This window comes from Halobacteriovorax marinus SJ (genome assembly GCF_000210915.2).
GTDB classification, from domain to species: domain Bacteria; phylum Bdellovibrionota; class Bacteriovoracia; order Bacteriovoracales; family Bacteriovoracaceae; genus Halobacteriovorax; species Halobacteriovorax marinus.
In genome coordinates this window covers 550,884-570,903 of record NC_016620.1, presented here as the reverse complement: position 1 = coordinate 570,903, position 20,020 = coordinate 550,884, and the positions used below count along the sequence as shown (strand labels likewise).

Here is a 20,020-nt window from a genome sequence, read left to right as displayed (position 1 = left end):
ATTTGCATTGCGTTCCGTCTTTACTTTGCCGAAACTCCTTTATATTCTATTATACTAACAATTCATTATAACAAATCCAAAACAAAGGTATCAGAATGTCTGATTTAAATGTAGGAAAAGAGATCCTTTCCTATTGTTCAAAGTGTAAACTAACTTTAGCACATACTATCGTTGCGATGAAAGACGCACAGACAATCCATAGAGTAGAATGTAGAACTTGTAAGAGTACTCATGCATATAAAGACCCTTCAGCTGTAAAGATGAAGGCAAGTACAAGAAAGAAGACAAGTAAAAAGATTTCTAAGACAACAACATCTGTTGCAGATCTTTGGATGGAAGCTATTAACTCAGCCACATCAAAGTCTCAACCTTATTCAATCAAGGGTCAATTTGCTCAAGGTGATATTATTGATCACGTTAAATTTGGACCAGGCGTAGTTGATAAGACAATTGATAACGATAAAATAGAGGTTATCTTCCGCCACCAAATCAAAACACTTATTCATAATAAATAGAATACAAAAAAGGCCTGATAGGCCTTTTTTTTATTCTATCTCATATTGAAATCTATTCATGAAAACCAAAGGCCTAAGAGGCCTTTTTTTTATTCCATAGTTTTCCAAAGGCTCAAAAGGCCTTTTTTTATTCCAAGATCTCAATCAGACCACTCTCTCCATTGATTCTAATTCTCATTCCTGTCTCAAGCCTTTTTGTAAGTCCTTTGACCGAAACAATAGTTGGAAGCCCCATCTCTCTAGCAACAATTGCAGAGTGAGATAGAAGCCCTCCTCTCTCCACAAGTAATGCACTTGCAGAAGGATAGAGAGGAATCCAGCCTGGATCTGTTCTATGAGTGACAAGAATCTCTCCGTTTAACTCCAGATTATCTTCAGGAGAGAGAATCACTTTCACCACTCCCTCAACAATTCCTGGACAACAGCCAAGTCCCAGCATCTCATTCTCTTTAAGCTCAATATTTTGATCCACAACAACCGGAGGTGGGAAGTGATTATTCTTCCAATAAACAGGTCCTCTTGTCATAAATCGACTATCTGGTTCACTATCCTCATAGAGTTCATACTGGGCCTTTCGCGTTTTAATCACTTCTTTTAGATTCTGAATTGAGTTTGTTCCCTCAAAGGCACCTTTTAGTTCCTCAAGATCGAGGAAGAAGATATCTTCATCTTTAGCAATAATTCCACTCTTCGCAAAATTCTCACCCATAGCATAGAACATCGAGCGAACCACTCCGTAAATTCTTGTTCTACAAAAGCGCGTATTCTCTCTATTCATCACAGCTTTTCGCGCGTGCTTTAAAGACCACGAGTATATCACTCCTTTAAAGCCTGAGATATTCTCACTCAGAAGTTTCTCAGCATTCTCTCGAATCTCTTTTTCTCTCTTTTCAAACTCCTCTAAGTTTGTCTGTCCAGAGTTAATAATATTTTTTAGAAATATAAAGAAAAGCTTTGGCTCTAGGTGCATATCTTTTTGTTCGAGCTTCATTTCACTCATACAACGGAATCCATACTTATCTAAGTAAGTCTTCACCATTTCGTAAAACTCTTGATATTCAGATTGGTTGAGGGCCTCTAATAAGAACTCATTCTCATTTGCAAAAATAAAGTCTCTAAGACCATTTGTCTTTACGACAACTCCAGAGAGCCTAATCAATTGCTTCGTTGGCTCTGCTGATTCAAGATTTCCATTACCGGCCAAGAGGTCGTTGTGGAAGTTTTGCCCTAGGTGATCAAGCCACTTTTCTGTTAGCTTCTTATAAACACCGAAGTGAACCATACAGAGAAAGTCATTTATAATTGGAGCGTGCCACTTCCAAAGGATATCCTTTTCAAGTCCCATATACTCATCATATATTTGATCCGCACTCATTGAGTAATAATCTTTCTTTCTATAGACATCATAGATCTTGTGAAAATCTATGAGAAATTTATCTACAATATTTTGAATATTTAAATGAAAGTAAAAGAACTTAAATCCTGTTAAAAACTTTCTAACTCGCGACCCAAAGGAGTGGTGAAACTTAGGAGGCTTAATTCTCTCTGCAATTTCATCCCCTAGAGATTCACTTGTTCCCATCATTGTTTCCATAAATTGTCTATTAAACTTATAGCCAGGAAGAATACTTGTGAGCTTATACCAATTGAAGAGATTGTAATAAACACGTCCATAAAATAGACCAAGCATATTCTTTAAAAAGAAGTTCATCTCTTTAATATGATTCTGAGGCACCATCAGTACTTCACAGAATTGAATATAGACTTGATTATAAACATATCTAGCAAAACCATAAGTTAATGGTTTGGTAATACCTCCATAACTTTCTACAATATTTGAATTATCCCATAGATTTAAGATTCCTTTACTAGTCGCTGCAAGAGTTGTTACAGGCCTAGTCTGAAGGATATAGATTTTATCATCATAAATTGCCCATTCAATATCCTGAGCACATTGATACATATCCTCTATTTTTGTGGCCTCAGAACATAATTGAGTTATCTGAGCTTCATTCAGTGATTCAAACTCGGCCTTATCCTTATCAATTGCAACTTCAATAATTCTTTCATTTTCAAAGTCCCCTTTGAGAGCCTTCTCTTTTTCAACAATCTCTCTACTAGTTACTTTTGCATCTATCTTTGAAACTATAAATGTATCGCCTTCTAATAATCCCGATACAAGTCCCTCGCCCACTCCGTAAACGGAGTTGATCATTATTTCTTCCGTATTATTTGTAACGGGGTTACAGGTAAAAACGACTCCACTAATTTCAGGATCAATCATCTCCTGGATGACGACAGAAACAAGAATTCTATCTAGATTGATTGAGTTTTCTTTTCTATAGACGAGACATCTCTCAGAAAACGCAGAAGCCCAACACTTCTTTATAGACTCTAAACACTTTGATAGAGAGGAGATATATAAATAAGAAGATAATTGTCCTGCATAAGAGTGCTCACCACCGTCTTCATCACCAGCACTTGATCTCACTGAGAAATGAGTTGATGAGAACGACTTAATTAAAAGTTCAATAGTTTCCTTCTCATTCGCAGTAAAGACACCTTTTAAGATAATCTCTTCTATCTGCTTTGCAGCTTCTTTAAAAGAAGCCTTTTCCAATGCTTCATTAATAGCTTCTCTTAATCCATTTCTCTCGACAAAGTTTTCAAATAGATAAGCGGGTATTACTGAAAAGTTGGGAACATTGACTCCCTTTCTCGCCAATAAGTAGAGGTTATATCCCTTTCCACCGGCCTGTTTCTTAGCAAAACTCTCTGTCGTGTCTTTGTTAATTAAAAGCATAAAGTACCTATATAATCCTTTCGATGACTACACCTAAGTAAATGAGAATGATATAAAACGATGAAAACCCTCTATAGATCTTTCCACCAGCTCCCTCATTCTTAATAAGAAAGAGGGCACTTAAAGCTATAAAGAGTCCCAAGCAAGAACCAAAGTAGAAATAAGAAAAATTAGACTTAAGCCCAACAACTTCTATAAGAATATACTCAGCCAGGCAAACATGAATGAGCACCAAAACTACAGCTCCCATCTTCCCCCAAACTTTTGAATATGATTCAACTTGGTTCTTCTCCTCAGAAGCAAGAAAAGTCTTTCTACCTAATTCAAAAATATTAAAAAGTAACCAACTCACAATTGAGAATGCATAATATTTGAAATCTAAATTAAATATAGAATCGTTTAAGAGCGCACAAAAGATACTTAGGCTCAATAGAATAGTTACGAGAGTATGGGCTGTAGCATAGGTTGTAAGCTTATCTCTAAACTTAGTACCAAGAAAGAATTCTTTATACATAATCAATGAGTAGAGAGAAGCGAGACTCATCGCCACTCCACTCTTAATGCTAATACTATAGAAAATAAGATTCTCAAGTAGTAGACATAAGAGTGCCATATCTTTAACTTCAAAAACTGATACCAGCCCTCTTGGAAGCGGTCTAGTTGAGTTAATTTTAAAATCTAAATCTAAGTCTTTAATTTCATCAAAGCATCGCAATTTAAAGAAAAAAACCACTGTACCAACAAAGGCAAGAATAACCTCTACACCTATCTTCATATCGACTAAAGAGAAGTGTCCACTAATAAAGAGAATTATCATAACAAGATGACTAAGAGGATCGAACCTCTCTTTAAAGAAAGTTAGCCACTTTCTTCTATCTTCTAAATATTCTCTATCAGCCTCGCTAGAGTTATACCTTTGCATCTATATTTTTCCCTCATTCTTTAGACTATCTCGAAGAACGTGATATTCAACTTTCGAATGATGTCTTGGATCCATTGGGATTGATTCAACATGAATAATATCATCGAAGATGATTTCATTCTTCGTTAACATTCTCTCTATTTCACTTCTAACAAGACTTGCATCCTCACCCTCTTTTACACTGAAAACAGCGATAGGCTTTTCTGTAAGCCTATCATCGGGAATGCCAAGATAAGCTGCATGCAGTAGGCCCGAAACACGCTTCATTACAATTTCAGCGCGAACAGGAAAACAATACTCCCCACCTCTATTGATTGCATTATGTACACGACCAACTAACCAAAGGTCTCCCTTCTCGTCTTCGAAACCAAGGTCCCCTGTTCTGTGCCAGACACGATTTTGATTATCGACAATCTTCGTCTTCTTAAATGCTTCTTCATTGTTATAATAGTTTCGACAGACATGTTCCCCAGAGACAATAATCTCTCCAGCACTTCCCTTTGCGACTTCAATATCTTGCCATTCAGATTCAGAGTTAATAGTAATTGGATCATTAATTATTTTTATATATTTAACTTCAAGTCCTGAATCAAACTTACCAACATTAACCCCTGGCTCTACAATCTCAGGATCGTCATCTCCAACTTGAGCAAGCATGTCTTTTGCTTCAATATGGGCCATAGGTTCAACCTCAGTTGATCCATAGAGAACGAGAATCTCTGCATTCGGAGCGGCCTCTTTAATCCTTTGAACATCATCTCTTGAGACAGGAGCTCCTCCAGTTACAATTCTCTTAAGTCCGTTGAGTTTTAAATTATTCTTTAAACAGAATGCACTCACAGCATTTAATAGAGACGGTGAAAGTGTTGTACATGTGACTTTCATCGTAAGAAATTGAGCGATAAGAATTAGAGGATCTCTCTCATTCGGGGCCCCAACATCTATTGCTGGAATTACTGTTGTTACCCCTGCTGCTAAATTATTCAAAGAGAATATAGGAAAGACTGGCAAATCAACATCGCTTTCAATATATGGAATATGCCTATTTAGAGCATAGTGCTGAGCAGATAAGAATCGATGGGAGCGATCTGCTCCCTTTGGCTTTCCAGAACTTCCTGTTGTAAATGTTATAAGTGCAGTATGTTCTTTTTCAACAGGTGTGATCTCATCATTAGGTTCACTTTGCATTAACTCCTCTAAAGAAGAGTCGTACTTCCCTTCAACTGGCCCAACAGAAATCTTCAACTCAATATCTTCGATCTCCTGAACCCCTTTAAGATACATGAAGGCTTTCTCTAGAGAAAGGATGGCCTTTGGCTCCGCAGTCTGTGCACTCACCCCCAGTTGATCTCTCCTTGCCCAGCTATCGAGAAAAACCGCGACCGCTCCAATTTTTTGAAGGGCAAACATCGCTGCATATAACTGTAAAGACATAGGGATAAAGATAATCACTCTATCACCTTTCTTTATACCTAATTTTAAAAGACCTCCTGATATTTTAGAAACAAGATGATCTAGCTCTTTAACACTAATCGATTCATGGGGAAGAGGTGTGTTTAAATCTCCCTTCCATCCTGAAATTTTCTGTAAGTCTACCCAAGTAAGAACACTTTTTTCAGGATTCTCTCGCACATGCTCACGCAGAAAAGTTGCAACGTTATTACCTGCACTCTCTCCACTATGATAGCCAATTCTCTCCTTACTATTTTCTAGAATATACTTCATCACCTCTTCTCGGTGAGTCCATGGGATCGCGTGACCGGCTCCAGTTAAAGTAATTTCTTTTGCTGTGATTAATTTTCGAATTCTTTGAATATGCCCTAGATCTGTAGACTGATCTTGGTCCCCCCAAATGATGACGACTTCTCTATCTTTGCACTTCTTGCACAGATCTTCTATTTCACTTGCAGGAATTTCCTTCTCTAGTGCAGCCCTTTGAAGAATATTGACATTATTATATCTCGCCGCTATTTCACGGTACTCATTGGAAGCACTTTTTGGATGAGCCGACTTCTCAATTAATTCATCAATAATTTTATCTTTTAACTTTGAGATTAAGAAATTTGCACTTAGAGAATTACTTAATAGTAACTTCTTCAAACTACCTAAGGGTTCAGAAAATAAATATGGTGAGATCAAAATTAGCTTACTTGCTTTTGGATTATTTACAAAATCCTTTATCGCAAAGTAGCTTCCAAACGAATATCCAATATAAATATCTCCGTCATATGACTTCCCTCTGGAGGCCATCACGACGTTCTCAAGATAACCTTCTAAAAACTTAAAGTCCTCTTCTGTTCCCGGAGAACCGTGATAGACAATGGCCTTAATCATAGAATCATTCCTTTCTTTATATATTCTCTTACTTTTTTTATGTCTGGAGTTTTTGTATAAACACTTCCTGCAACGTGATTCTCTTCCCCCTCGGGAAGAGTATTATTTTCAGCAACAAAGTCGAGTAACTCTGTTATTGCTTTAATTTCATAATCCTTCGTCAAACCTAAGTATTTAAAATAATCTTTTTCATTTGCTGTTATGGAGACAACTTTTAGAATTGCTCCATTATCAATTTTCTCATCCATAACATGAATAGAGAATCCAGCTTCTCGGTTCTCACTTAGTGCATTTAGATCGCACATTGTGCCCCTGTACTTTGGTAATAAGCCGTGGTGAATATTCACACACCCAAGTCTTGTAGAGTTTAGAGCTTTCTTTTTATAGATACATCTAGTTCTAAGATTTATTAAAAGATCGAATTTCTCTTTTTCTAAAAACTCAATCGCTTCTTTTGAATTGATACTTTTAAAAAGTCTATGATCCACTTTATACTTTTCACATAGAGACTTCTTAGAAGATATTTTTGCTTGAATTAAATTTTTAATCAGCTGAGTGCCAAAGTTCTTGGCGCCATAGAATATTAACCCTAGACCACTTTTAATGTAGCTATAATCTAAGTTTTCAATTTCTATTAAGGAAGTTATTCGCCCGTTTGAAGACGCAAGAATGCCCTCAATGGTTTTTGAGTAATTAGCAGGCATATAGTTAAGTTGACTCGTAACAAGTACTACCTTCAACTCTTCTCCAAGCTATCTCACTTTACGCTGAGATAGGTAAATGCCTCCACTTGGGAGGCATTACAATATATGAAATTTCTTGAAATAAAATTAGAAGCCTACATATCCTCCAGCATTAACGCCAAAGTTTAGACCTAAATTACCAACTGAGTACATCGATCCATTTGCGTATGGATTGATTGTATTCCCACCGCCGTAATATGAATTAGAGTAGAGGTCTTGTGCCGCATTCTGATAGTTCTGATACAACGCCTGATTTGCCGCTTGGCTTGTAATCTGATTCCCCTGTGCTCTTGCATATCCTGCTTGAACCTGACCTTGAATGTCAGCATTCTGTTGGTATTGTTGCTGCATTTGTTGTTGGTACTGACTGTACATTCCATTATTGAGACCACCGTTCCAGCCACCAGAGTTATTCCAGTATGAACCGTTAGCTCCACCAGCTCCCCAAGGGTTTAATCCCATTGAACCTGGAAGAATTCCCGCACCATAGATGCCACCCATTCCATTATTATAAAGTCCACCACCTGGGTATCCTCCACCATAGATTCCACCCATTCCTGGATATCCGGCTCCACCGTAGATTCCGCCCATTCCTGGATATCCGGCTCCACCATAGATTCCGCCACCCATACCTGGGTAACCTACTCCACCGTAGATTCCGCCACCCATTCCTGGATAACCCATACCTCCACCGAGACCACCTAGACCACCGCCTAGACCAATATTAATTCCTCCGCCAAGGCCGCCACCCATTCCAGGGTAACCCATACCTCCGCCGAGACCACCTAGACCACCGCCTAGACCAATATTAATTCCGCCACCGAGTCCTGGGCCGTAAACTCCGCCACCCATTCCTGGATAACCAAATCCACCGCCAATGCCTCCATAGATTCCACCGTATGGATTACCACCCATACCGAAACCACCTGGATACATTCCACCCATTCCAAGGCCACCACCCATACCGATGCCACCACCGATACCAATGTTAATGCCTCCACCTAGGCCGCTTCCATTTCCAAATAATCCATTCATAGCACCTAGACCAAGTCCAAGCCCTAGACCTCCACCGAAGCCCATATTTCCGCCGCCAAATCCACCGTAAATTCCGCCACCAAAGTTTGGCCCCATCATTCCACCCATAAAGCCAGGAGAATATCCCGCCGAGAGAAATGGATTTCCGAAACCACCATAGCCATTACCGTACATTCCACCGTAACCGCCGTAGCCTCCACCGATACCAAGAGATCCTCCAGCACCACACGAGCTTGCAAATGATTCTGCATCTCCTGGTGAAATTGGAGTGGCCCCTCTTTCAGTTGAGTAATTTAAATATGAATTAAATCTTGTAGTACAAGCAGTATGACCAGCTTCATAAGCATTGGCCCAAGCCTTTTGACCTTTATATTGATATTTAGCACCGAAATATGAAGCGCCTAAAAACGCTAGTGGTCCGGCCACAACACCAAGAGTTTCAGCAAGCTTATTTTGCTCCGGCTGTTCGTAGAATAAACACTCAACACAGTCAATTTCACCCCCATATTCAGAAGCCATGACCATTTTGTAACACATCTCTTTACTTTCCCCAGCGTATTGGCAATCGCTAAACACACCTTGATCAGCCGAAGCAATCATGGAATGAGTCAACGTAAAGCCTGCTGCGATTAGATAGTGCTTCCATGTTGTCTTTGTTCTTGAGTTATTCATCTCTACTTCTCCAAATTACAGGTCACTACACCTGCATTTATTATATCTCACTAGTTTATCGGATCACTTTAAATAAAACTTTAGCGGAATAGTTTTAAACTAGCTAAAACACTGAAAATACAAGAAATAACCATTAAAAATCACGTTTACAGAGAAGAAAACCTTAAGTATTTTCAGCTTATGGATTTTTCAAGACTCATAGAATGGCTTATTTTTGGCGGGATACTACTCTACGCAATCTATTCAATGATTGCCATTAAAGAAGAGAAGCAGGCCTATGTCGAAAACGCCAAAGAGTTTGAATTAAAAAACTTTCTCTTCTTCCTACCAAGCTGGTGGGGAAATACTACCGACCAATATGAGGTAGACGAATCAAGCCATGCCATCTTTGAGAGAACTGATACACGCTACGATTGGAGAGCAGACTTTATCTGGTTTAAAAATGATGCCCACCTCGCAGATCTAGAACTTGAGGAAGTCCTCGTAAAGAAACTAGAAGAATTAAAGCTCATCTTTGATCCCGAAGAGACGATTATCAATACTCCAAGTTGTTTTGAAGAGTTTATTCCTTATATAGAAGGTAGAGTAGACCTTCTACATATCGAAGGTACGGCAACAGAGAATGTGAGTGAAAGAGTTTACTTTGACTGCTATCTCATTAAAGATAATATCAACGACGCCTACCTTTTTGCCAAAAGCCGAAGCAGTATTCTCAATGGTGCAATTGAAGGCCCTTACTTTGAAGAAGTCTTGAGAACTTTTGAGTTTCTTCATCAATAGAAAAGAATCAATAATAAAGATAAATAAATCAAAGGCCACTCATTGAGTGGCCCGACTATAAATAAGAATGTCTTTTCTAAATTAGTTTTTCTTTGGAGAGAAAGTTCTGATCTTCTTTACAAGAAATGCATGAATTTCTTCGTCTGTTCCAAATACATCGTCGATAAGGTCACAGTTTAATAGGAAGTTCGCCATTCTCGTAGCAATTTGATGAAGAGACTCTACAAGGTAGAGACCACCAATATTCTCACCGTTAAAAGACTTAATAATTTCTTTTCTAGCGTGATTAAACATTTCAGATTCCGTAATATCTTCAGGAACCATATCACCCATCTTTTCTTCAACTTCTTCGATGGCCTGATCTCTTACGTCTTCGTCAGTAGCAAAACTCACACCATACTCTGTGGCCATTGCATCGATTAACGCTTCTCTATTATCAATATCAAATTCAATTATTCTATTTTCTTTCAAGTTATTAATAGAATAACTAGCTAAAGTTTTGAGTGTTTCAAAATCAGTTCTCATTAATACTCCATGAGTCAAAATTCTCTATAAGTGTAACCTATTTAAAAGTCATAAAACAAGAAACTTATTGAATTTCTTATAGCTTTATTTTCGTCTAACTACCCTAAGAAGTTCCCTTCCCTCACCTAAAATAAATAGAACAAGCCCGTAACATACAGCACCAAAGGCTCCCGAAAGACAGAACATTAACGCCTTGGTGAAAAATGGGTCTTCAAAGCGAAATAAAAACTGACTAGCTTGCAGCGTTGCAACATAAGTAATTATTCCAGAAACAATTATTTTCAAGATTCTAAGCTTAAAAAAGAAACTCCAAGAGATATCTAGTAAATTTCTAAGGAATACTGCCTGCAGTACTGAGTTTAGAATCATAGATAAACTTGTCCCCAGGGCCAAGATCCAAAATCCATACTTTGGCGTGAAGTAGACACAGAAGATTATATTGCAAAAGATTGAGAAAATTGAAATCTTCACAGGTATCTTGGGTCTGTCCAAAGCAAAGAATGTCGGCGCAAAAATCTTATAGAGTCCATAACAAGGAAGACCAACCAAGTAATACTTCAAAGCTTGATAAGTCATGGCCGTATCGTGTCCGTCAAATGCTCCTCTTTCAAAAACCAGGTGAATACTCTCCTTTGCCAGTGCAAAGAGAAGCGCCATTGCCGGAACAATTGTCAAAAAAGAAAGAAAGTAACTAGTCGATAGATAATTGATGGCCTTCTCTTTTTCAGAATTCTTCCAAGCCTCGCTAAAGTGAACAAGGTTTGAGCCAGCAATAGATACACTAAGAATCCCTACAGGAAATTGAAAGAGTCTAAATGCAAAAGTTAGCCACGAGACAGCCCCAACGACAGTACTTGTTGCTAAGATTGTTGTGATGATGACATTAATCTGAGTAGCAGCAATACCAATAGTCCCAATTCCAACTCTTTTTAGAACAACTTTTGAATCTTTACTTATCAACTTGAATGGACCTTGAGGACCGTAACCTTTTTTAAATAAGAGAGGTAGCTGAACAATCATTTGAATGAAACCACCCAACATAACACCTACTCCAAGTGAGTAGACAGGGTGATAACCCCAAAACTTCAATCTATCGGGTAATAAGAAAATACATCCGATCATGGCAATATTAAAAAGAGCGGGAGCAAACGAAGGAACGAAGAAAATTTTCAACGTATTCAACGTCCCCATAAAAAGTGCGGCCAGTGATATGAGCACAAGGAAAGGGGCCATTATTCTCACAAGACCGATTGTTATCTCAAGCCTCTCTGGATCAGAGTTGAACACCTCATTTGTAAATAAGAGCACAACTTCTTTTGCATAAACGATTAGTAGGAGCGAAATCACACCTGTAATAAGTGCCAATAAAGCCGCCATTGACCAAAGTAGGCCCTTTGCTAATTTCTCATTCTTTAATCGAACACCTGTAAATGTTGGAACAAATGCAGATGAAAAAGCGCCTTCAGCGAAAAGGTCTCTAAGCATATTTGGAATGCGGTAAGCAATGGTGAAGGCATCTGTCACACCTGACGCGCCGAAGACTGCCGCTATGGCCTGCTCTCTAACTAAACCAAGAATACGACTTGAGAAAGTTGCAACGGCCATTTTGCTAGAGGATAAGAGTACTCTCTTTGTTGAATTTGATTGTCCCATATGACACCGATGAAAGAATTAGATACTACTTTAATACTAAAGACAACTAAGCCCTTCATCAATATTTAAATCGACAAATTCATCATTGATTTTTCGCCAGTAAATAGACTTACCACGAATAGAAGTTTCATAGGCCTGTTCTTGCCAAATAATGTCTCCTCTATCGAAGTAGTCCTTTAACTCAGTTTGCTCAAAACCCTTAAAGACTTTAACGATATGAGGAAACTCTGTCTCATCTTCTTTATAGAGGATAGTCTTTTGATACTCTCCATTTGGACCATCATCATAGAAGTAGCGAATTCTATAAGTTTCACCATCAATATATTTAATATGAACATTTGACCAACGTCTATTTTGGATATTTTCATACTCAGAAGTTGAGAGAGTCTTAATGAACTTCTCACACTCATCATCTGTATGAGGGGGAGATATTAAATCAATATTTTTCTCCCCTAAGTCTTTTGAAGAGGACTCCTCTACAAGTAAAGAGTCCGTAGCCGTCTTGGCTTCAATCTCATTTCTTTGGGCACTTTGATAGATAAAAAATATCAATACCAAAGTCGAAATAAAAATAAATGAGAAGATAAGCCGCTTCAAATTAGCCCCAGCATATTAAAATTAAAATATATTATAATCATATACTATTCTAATTCTGGCTCCTTCAAGCTTTAAATCAACTTTTGGGAAAGAATTTTGTCTCACCTTTACTTTTAACTGCGTTAGCCCCCCAGGCCTTGAAAGCAGCATTAACTCCTCATCAGAGTTTTCCCCAATGAGAGTTCGTATTAAAGACTCTGCACTAGGACTACTTTCAATAACGGAACTCTGCCCACTAATTAAGTCTAGTGTTGCTCCCCATCTAGTCTTTTGAGCATCGACATCCTTTTCAAAGAAATAATACTGACCGCCCTTCTTTAGAAAACTTTCTCCCGAGTACGCAATCTCAAGAGAGAGTTCAGCACTTTGACCTATTCTTCCAGAGCTTTGAACATCCATATCTTCAATCACAATATTATTGATTCGAATATCTTCCATATCAGACGCAAAAACCTCTTTAGATTTTAAGTCTAAGTAAATATGGTCCCCATTATTAAGAGCCGCAACTTCAGAATCGCTTAATCTAAGAACAGTCTCTCTTTGAAGCGGCAAGCCCTCTTTATTTAATTCGGAGAGAGTCATATCAACAATCCAGGACAACTCATTTGTATATAGACTTTTTAATGATTCATAGTCCATTGAAGAGAGCTCTGCTTGCTTATCAATTGAGACAATCATTTTCAGTTTTTCTAGAATTGAATCAAGATTAATATTTCTTGGGTATGGCCTAAGAAGTCTATATTCAAAAGCTCTCGCCATTTCATAGTGATAACGAAGTAATCTATTCTTGGCTTCCGTTTCAATTTCATCTAAGAGAGGAGTTATATTAATATCACTTCCTTCTAGTAAAGTACTTTTCTGATAACTCACTTCTGAAATTTGATCAAAAGAGACCTGAATAACACTAAGAGCTTTTGAAATCTCCTGTTGAACAATATTCACTTCCTCAACCAGAGCCTTCTTCTTGGCCATATAGTTTTCTAAATTCTTAGTTAAACTTTTAAAGAGGGTATGTGACGCCTTTATTTTTCTTATTTCTGCATCAACTTCAGACTTTGGAACCTCTCTACTTTTCCAGAGTTCAGCTTGGGCCTGAATTTCCTTAACTATAGGAGCTGAGAAATCTGTTACATCAGAGATATACTGCTTTAGTTCATCCTTATTCTCTATTTCTTTTACACGACTTAGTTTTACTTTCGACCACGCTTCATTCCAATTATGACTAGAGTTTTCAATATCCATTTTTTTAAAATTATTATAAATACTTTTTGAATCTTTAATAATCTCACTTAAGGATCTTTCTTCTCCAATATTTGCAGCGACAATACCAAGACTTGATCCGACCAGACCCAATGCAGGTTGCCCAGCTGGAATGACAGTAGAAATCGCTGAGACAGTTCGAAGAGCTTTCTTTAGAAAAGAAGTCTTATTGCGACTGTTGACATTATTTGCTGCCATTCTATTTATCTCTGCCTCAACTCTTGCAACTTCTCTAGCAAAGAAATCTTGCTCTACTCTAAACTCGTCAATCTTCTCTTTTAGAATAGGTATTTTAGATATGAGACCATTATAGTTTTCTTTACTTTGCTCAATCCTTCCTAGCAAATTATCTTGAAGTTGCCCTATGGCCTCAACTTTACTCTCAAGTGATTTTTGAGAATTCTTAATCCAATAAGATAAGTATATCGCTCTAAAAGAGTGGTCGAGGTCAGACTTAAACTTAGAGTAATTAGCTTCGAGTGAATAATTAGGAACCCAGTTTACACTATGGCCAAAGTAATCCTTTTGAGAATTAATCTTTACTAAGGACTCCGTAAGCTTTCCCTTTATTGAATTTATTTTTAAAGACTCGCTCTCTGTATTTTTAAGTTTAAGTATTCCTTTACTTATTTTATTAAAGGACTCCTTCGCCTCTTCAATATGATTATTTATATAGAGGTCATTGCCATAGAGTAGCTCTTTCTCTAGGTAACCTTCACGAACCCAGCTTAACTTTTCTTCTTGAATAACTTGAGCCCCTTTCTCACCAAAGGCACTTTCAGCAGAAGGGGACTCTACATCCTGCCCCTTGTGATAAGTTCGAGAGACATTACTTCTAATATGAGTTCTTCTATGCCTATCAACATATATAACTTGATGATAAGCCGTCTTAGGAACTCCAGCTTCTCCTCCCTTGGCCACACCAGAACTCTTTCCCGACTCACCACCATTAATGAGTACGAGTTCAGCAGGAATTGATGTCTTCTTTAAGAGCACTCCGCCCTTTCCACCAACACCTGGTTTAGACCCAGGAATTCCGGCTGCTCCATTTGAAGGCCATCCATTAGTTCCCTCTCTTCGAGTATACTCAGAACAGATTAACCTCTTATCAAAACGATCTCTTATAGGATCAAGAATATCGCATTCTTCTGTAATGATCTCTTTATAGACCACTCCACCACCGAGATCTCTATACTTACTTCCATTGGCACCCTTCTCGGCTAAAGATCCATCCTGCCCTCTCCCTCCATTGAGAATAAAGAGAGGCTCTTTGCGATCACTTTTAAAATTTATATGATCAATATTAAGGTTTATTACCCCTGCATCTTGACCACTGAGACCAGCATTCTTGCCACTAGCCTTCGCACTGAAATCCATTGGAGTAATATCAATCTGTCCACCTTTTGAAAGATCTAAACTCTGTGCACTTAATTCTAAACTTGCACCAGGAATACTTAACTTCTCAGTCAATTCGATACTCTCAGCTTCAATAATGACTTTCTCAATATCAGACATCTCGTGAAGTTGTTCAAAAAGACCCTGCTGATGTCCTGGTGTGAGAATAACTTCTTTTCCTTTTATGAGTATCTCTTTTAATCCATTTGGATGATGACGATTATTGTGAATTTTTGGATCACTTAACTTGAATTGAATTTCAACGTATCTCTTATCGCGACTTGGAAGAGCCTCTTTCTTAAAAAAGAATTTAGTCACTGGTAAGTTATAAAACCTAGGAGAGAGAAGCGCAGTACTTGAATCTTGAAGCTCATCACTCACCTGTTCTTGTCCCTCTTCTAATAGGGCACTCGAAGATGTTGGAATATCGCTCTTTCCACACGAGGCTAAAAGAAGCGTTACTAAAATAATGGGCCTATAGTTCATGATTCCTCCTCAATAAATAAATTGAAGAGATGCAAGGGGTGGGCCAGATGACACTCCACCTAAGGTACTGTTTTCAGGGGGAGTGTTCTAAATATGAAACAAGTTTTATTCTAGATAGTTCTCAGTTAATTTCGAAAACTCCCTCTCGAGCTCTCTAATTTCTTTTTCATATCTTAAGATTTGTTCGTTTGCTCTATTGATTTCTTCCTCACTCAGGTCGGGACGCATCAACTCGGCCACTAATTCCCTGCGCTTTTGATCCAAGTCTTTAATTTGCTTCTTAAGAACGCCACGCTTTCTTCCTTCCGTGAAATACTTAAGAACTTCCTTCTTGTTATCACACCTTGAAATATCATACTCGGCCAACTCTTTACCAAGTCTAAAGGCCACTTCCCCTTTACAATATTGAGAGAGAAAACCTTTCAGATAACCTGCCTCATGAACGCTATCCACATTGAATTGACTATCTGAGCAAGCATTTCTGTAGCGAGAGAAACGAAACTCTCCTTTGGCTCCATCTTGAATTCCCCTGCTCTCCCAATTCAAGCTTTGACATTGCTGCGCAGTCAATTCAAGACCCGCACAAGAAACCAGAAAGATAGAAATGAAAGATAATAGGATTGATGATTTCATACGCCTCCACGTGTAAATAAAAACTAGATTAAATTAAGACTTTGTTCTCCTTAAGTCTATGCAAATGAAAATAGTTCAGATATTTTTTAAATATGTCAGAACACGAAAATCACGAAATAAACTTCATCCCCGCCAAGTCTCCCCTCAATTGGGACGAGTACTTTATGCTGCAAGCAATGATGGCGAGCTTCAAGTCAAAAGATCCTTCGACAAAAGTTGGAGCCGTTTTCGTGGACAAGAATAACCACCAAGTCACTATGGGATATAATGGCTTTGTGGCCGGTATCGATGAGACAAAACTTCCATGGGGTAAAGATCCAAAAGCACCACTGGAATATCAAAAATATGGTTACGTCGTACACGCTGAGGCCAACGCTATCCTCCATGCCAAAGATAGCCTTGAAGGAACACGGGCCTATGTAACTCTCTTTCCATGTCACGAATGTGCCAAGCTACTCGCTAGCTCAAAGGTATGTGAAGTTGTATACCTAAGTGATAAGCACTGTGAAACAGAGTCCAATAGAATCTCCAAGAAAATCTTTGAATTGGCCGGCATAGAATATAGGCAACTAGAAATCCAAGACACTATAGTCAATTCAATGCATCAGCATTTTCAAACACTTCTAGAGCAAGTTCTCTAATAAATAATCATCATGAAATCTTAAGTTTATAGAATTTCTTAATAAATTTTATTCATGATATAGTTCAGACATGGAAAAGTATTTAAAGCCGCTTTCAGGCCTAGTGATTATTAGTTTCTTCATAACTTCAATTATTGGTTGGACCCAAGGTTGGGAGTTACTATACCGTCCTATCCCTGGTGCGCCTGTACTCAGTCCCTATACATCAATTGGGTTTATCACACTCTTTCTCTATAAGCTCAATCTTCAAGGCGCTAATATTTCCGAAACTATTAGCAATCAATTAAAAGTTACTTTATTGGCAGTACTCACATCAATCCTCTTCCTACAATTAGCTTTGTACACCAATAAGGGAAGTGAGATCTTAGGTTACCCAATAAGTTCAATCTCAACTATTCTCACTTTCTTTCTCATTATTGTTTTTGAAATCCTAAGCAATGAATCCAAAGAACACACTTTAGTAGCAGATGCTATTTTACTTATTTCTATCTTCTGGGTTTATATCTCTATATGCGGGCATATTTTTGGAGAAGTTATTCTAACTGGCATGACCGAAAAGAGCGGCATTGGACTTAGTCTCCCTACAGCTCTCGCTTTTTGCCTCTATATGGCACTACTTATTAAAGAGGATCATCTCACTTATACAAAACTCCTTTTTCAAACTGTAAAATGGACTAAGAAGTATATTCTTGTCTACGCACTTTCCTACCTCGCTTTACCGCTTCTCTTTATTTTACTTTTAAAGAACGTGGTGATCACACCAGGGGATCATATAAAGATATTCTTTTCTTTTTCAATAATTGGGCTCTTCTTTATTTCATTATTTCTAGTTCTTATTCACTTTCTCTCAAGAACTCATACTGGACTGCAAATGATCTGCTCTTACACAAAGAGAATTAAAACAGATGATGGTCACTGGATTTCGATTGAGAGCTATTTGAAGGAAAACTATGGACATCGCATCAAACATGAAGAGTCTCCAAATGGACAGAAAGCGATGGCAAAACAGCTCAAGAAAAACTCCTAGTTTTAAGGGCTTAGTTCTAGTAAAATTAGACAGGCCCTCCCTAGCTTAACAATCAAAAAAATTCCCAATTGAACCTTGCCCCAACAAAAGTTTGATGATACAAACTCTTTCATAAATTTAAGTAACTACACAAGGAGTAGAATATGAAAAAGGGAATCATCTCTCTAATGCTTTTAGCAATGTCATCACTATCTTTTGCACAAGACGCAGACCTTAACCTTCCAGGTGAAAGATGGATCACTTCATTCAAAGACTATGTTTGTAATAACAGAAGCGGTGAAGTTGCAGCTCCAACTGAATTCGCACAAATGAATGTTAAGTTTGAAACTGCTACTACTGATTACTCACTAGACAACGGACTTATCAAAGCAACTTTTGAAGAGAACGGAAAAGTTTGTAGATATAGTGCACTTCTTCTTGCCGATAACCTAATTGCTTCAATTAGCTTAGTAGACTCTAAAGCTTATGCTGTTAACGGTGACACTGACTGTACAGAAGGAAAGGAAATTCTTGATAATGCATTTAGAGGACCAAACGATTACCTTTACTACGGTCACCCACACAATCTAGCGATTATGGTACCACTTGCTGACGCTGACAATATTTGTCCAAATAACGGGTCAACAATTGGTGTGAACTTTGTTCTTTCAGGAAGAGTTCAATAATTCCATAATTAGAAATTAAAATCATTCTAATTGAAGAGGCCGACAAATTTATTTGGACGCCTCTTTTTTACATTTAAGAAAGTACGAAGAAATGAATAAGAATAGAACAAAACTCTCAATTGCCTACCTCAACACTCTCACATTTAGTTGTGTGCAAATGATTCTCTACACTACAATTCCCTATATTGCAGAACAGACAGGTGTCGTTACTGCCAATATCATTGGGGCCATTAGTGTTGGTTCACTTATCTTTTCTTTCATGGGTCCATTTTGGGCAGCAAGAAGTGATAGCCTAGGAAGAAAGCGCGTTCTTAGTTTTGGAATGCTTGGTATGTCACTCTCTTTTATTTTACTTGCATCACTCTTTATTTTTAATGACACACTCTCGTTAAGTGTAAAAGTCGCTATGGTCTTTGCCAGCAGAATTATCTACGGACTTCTCGCCTCGGCCATCGTTCCTGTTTCTCAGGCCTGGCAACTAGACCTCATCAAAGAAACGGAACATATAAAAGTTTTAACTCGAAATTCAATGTGCCTTAATCTCGGTAGAATCTTAGGGCCGATCTTAATATTATTTAAACAAGTAAACTTTGAACTCATTATCTACGCAGCAACGGTATGGATTTTCACACTTGCTACAAGTTGCTTTCTAACTTCGGACTCAAAAGGAGCTCTGCAAGGAAGTAAATCAGAAATTAAACTTAAAGAAGTTTTAGCAAATTGGAAATTAAGTATTAAAGAAGCTCTATACCCTATTTTACTTGCCATGATTTTCACAAGCTTTATTGGAATACTCCACACTTTCCTTGGACATCACTTAAAAGAAGTTCTTCATATTGATGGAAAGGAAGCGACGATATTATTTGCTAAGATCATTCTTGTTCTAAGTGTCCTCGCACTCCTAGTTCAACAATTGAGTATTTGGTTACTAAAGTCAAAGTGGATTCCACGTGTTCTCATTGGGGCAACGTCACTGGTTACAGGTTCAATCGTTCTCATGTATTCAAAGAGCGAGCAATCAATTTGGATCTCTATTTTCTTTATTTCATTTGCAACTGCACTTATACCGCCAGTATATCTCTCACTAATTAGTAACTCTAAGAAAGATAAAACAAAAGAAACAGTCTTTGGTAAGAAACTTGGACTAGCGAGTGTGGCCCATTCATTTGGGTACGCAGTCGGAGCAGGATTAATTGCACTATCTATGAAACTTCACCTAGTGCCAGAGAAGGCCATCGTCTTCTTTGTATCCTTTACTATTATGGCGCTTGTTTTTATTCTCATTGTAAAAGAGAGTACGCCAGCTAAAACCCTAGAAGTGAAAGAGAGTTAAT

Annotated in this window: 16 protein-coding genes; 6 read left to right on the top strand and 10 right to left on the bottom strand. The window is 37.9% G+C overall.

Annotated features, from left to right (window positions below; genetic code table 11):
• The first annotated feature begins 95 nt into the window (after positions 1-95).
• Positions 96-515 carry a hypothetical protein gene (locus BMS_RS16630; RefSeq protein WP_014243243.1) on the top strand — a complete coding sequence of 140 codons (420 nt, stop codon included), beginning with the start codon at positions 96-98 and terminating at the stop codon, positions 513-515.
• 127 nt (positions 516-642) lie between these two features.
• Here the strand turns inward: BMS_RS16630 and BMS_RS02660 are convergent, their stop codons facing one another.
• The 5 genes from BMS_RS02660 to BMS_RS17885 all read right to left on the bottom strand — a co-directional run bounded on the left by BMS_RS02660 (position 643) and on the right by BMS_RS17885 (position 9,024).
• A complete protein-coding gene (locus tag BMS_RS02660) occupies positions 643-3,318 on the bottom strand; it encodes a phosphoenolpyruvate synthase (protein WP_014243242.1) in 2,676 nt (891 codons plus the stop codon).
• Positions 3,319-3,325: 7 nt separating this feature from the next.
• Positions 3,326-4,240, bottom strand: coding sequence for a hypothetical protein (locus BMS_RS16625; protein ID WP_014243241.1), 915 nt, complete (start codon positions 4,238-4,240; stop codon positions 3,326-3,328).
• Entirely contained in the window at positions 4,241-6,574 is a 2,334-nt protein-coding gene (locus BMS_RS02650) for an AMP-binding protein (protein ID WP_014243240.1), read from the bottom strand.
• Positions 6,571-7,314, bottom strand: coding sequence for a formyltransferase family protein (locus tag BMS_RS02645; protein WP_014243239.1), 744 nt, complete (start codon positions 7,312-7,314; stop codon positions 6,571-6,573). The genes BMS_RS02650 and BMS_RS02645 overlap by 4 nt, the downstream gene beginning before the upstream one ends.
• 90 nt (positions 7,315-7,404) lie before the next feature.
• Entirely contained in the window at positions 7,405-9,024 is a 1,620-nt protein-coding gene (locus BMS_RS17885) for a hypothetical protein (protein ID WP_014243238.1), read from the bottom strand.
• A gap of 180 nt (positions 9,025-9,204) precedes the next feature.
• On the opposite strand from BMS_RS17885, the gene BMS_RS02635 reads away from it, so the two are divergent.
• On the top strand, positions 9,205-9,804 hold the full coding sequence (locus BMS_RS02635) for a hypothetical protein (protein WP_014243237.1): 600 nt from the start codon (positions 9,205-9,207) through the stop codon (positions 9,802-9,804).
• Between the two features lie 81 nt (positions 9,805-9,885).
• Here the strand turns inward: BMS_RS02635 and BMS_RS02630 are convergent, their stop codons facing one another.
• The 5 genes from BMS_RS02630 to BMS_RS02610 all read right to left on the bottom strand — a co-directional run bounded on the left by BMS_RS02630 (position 9,886) and on the right by BMS_RS02610 (position 16,353).
• Positions 9,886-10,329: a DUF507 family protein gene (locus tag BMS_RS02630; protein WP_044557219.1), complete on the bottom strand. Its 444-nt coding sequence runs from the start codon at positions 10,327-10,329 to the stop codon at positions 9,886-9,888.
• Positions 10,330-10,413: 84 nt separating this feature from the next.
• Entirely contained in the window at positions 10,414-11,982 is a 1,569-nt protein-coding gene (gene murJ / locus BMS_RS02625; RefSeq protein WP_014243235.1) for a murein biosynthesis integral membrane protein MurJ, read from the bottom strand.
• Between the two features lie 36 nt (positions 11,983-12,018).
• Positions 12,019-12,534 carry a hypothetical protein gene (locus tag BMS_RS02620; RefSeq protein WP_157868225.1) on the bottom strand — a complete coding sequence of 172 codons (516 nt, stop codon included), beginning with the start codon at positions 12,532-12,534 and terminating at the stop codon, positions 12,019-12,021.
• A gap of 66 nt (positions 12,535-12,600) precedes the next feature.
• Complete coding sequence (locus BMS_RS02615) at positions 12,601-15,720, bottom strand: hypothetical protein (protein ID WP_014243233.1); 3,120 nt, start codon at positions 15,718-15,720, stop codon at positions 12,601-12,603.
• A gap of 105 nt (positions 15,721-15,825) precedes the next feature.
• Positions 15,826-16,353 (bottom strand): DUF2799 domain-containing protein, encoded by a 528-nt coding sequence (locus tag BMS_RS02610; protein WP_014243232.1) that lies wholly within the window; start codon positions 16,351-16,353, stop codon positions 15,826-15,828.
• A 92-nt stretch (positions 16,354-16,445) separates the two neighbouring features.
• Between BMS_RS02610 and BMS_RS02605 the strand changes: the two genes are divergently transcribed.
• The 4 genes from BMS_RS02605 to BMS_RS02590 all read left to right on the top strand — a co-directional run bounded on the left by BMS_RS02605 (position 16,446) and on the right by BMS_RS02590 (position 20,019).
• Entirely contained in the window at positions 16,446-16,994 is a 549-nt protein-coding gene (locus tag BMS_RS02605; RefSeq protein WP_044557218.1) for a deoxycytidylate deaminase, read from the top strand.
• A 70-nt stretch (positions 16,995-17,064) separates the two neighbouring features.
• Complete coding sequence (locus tag BMS_RS02600) at positions 17,065-18,021, top strand: hypothetical protein (protein ID WP_014243230.1); 957 nt, start codon at positions 17,065-17,067, stop codon at positions 18,019-18,021.
• A 143-nt stretch (positions 18,022-18,164) separates the two neighbouring features.
• Positions 18,165-18,686 carry a hypothetical protein gene (locus BMS_RS02595; protein ID WP_014243229.1) on the top strand — a complete coding sequence of 174 codons (522 nt, stop codon included), beginning with the start codon at positions 18,165-18,167 and terminating at the stop codon, positions 18,684-18,686.
• Between the two features lie 91 nt (positions 18,687-18,777).
• Positions 18,778-20,019, top strand: coding sequence for an MFS transporter (locus BMS_RS02590; RefSeq protein WP_157868224.1), 1,242 nt, complete (start codon positions 18,778-18,780; stop codon positions 20,017-20,019).
• The last annotated feature ends 1 nt before the right edge of the window (position 20,020 follow it).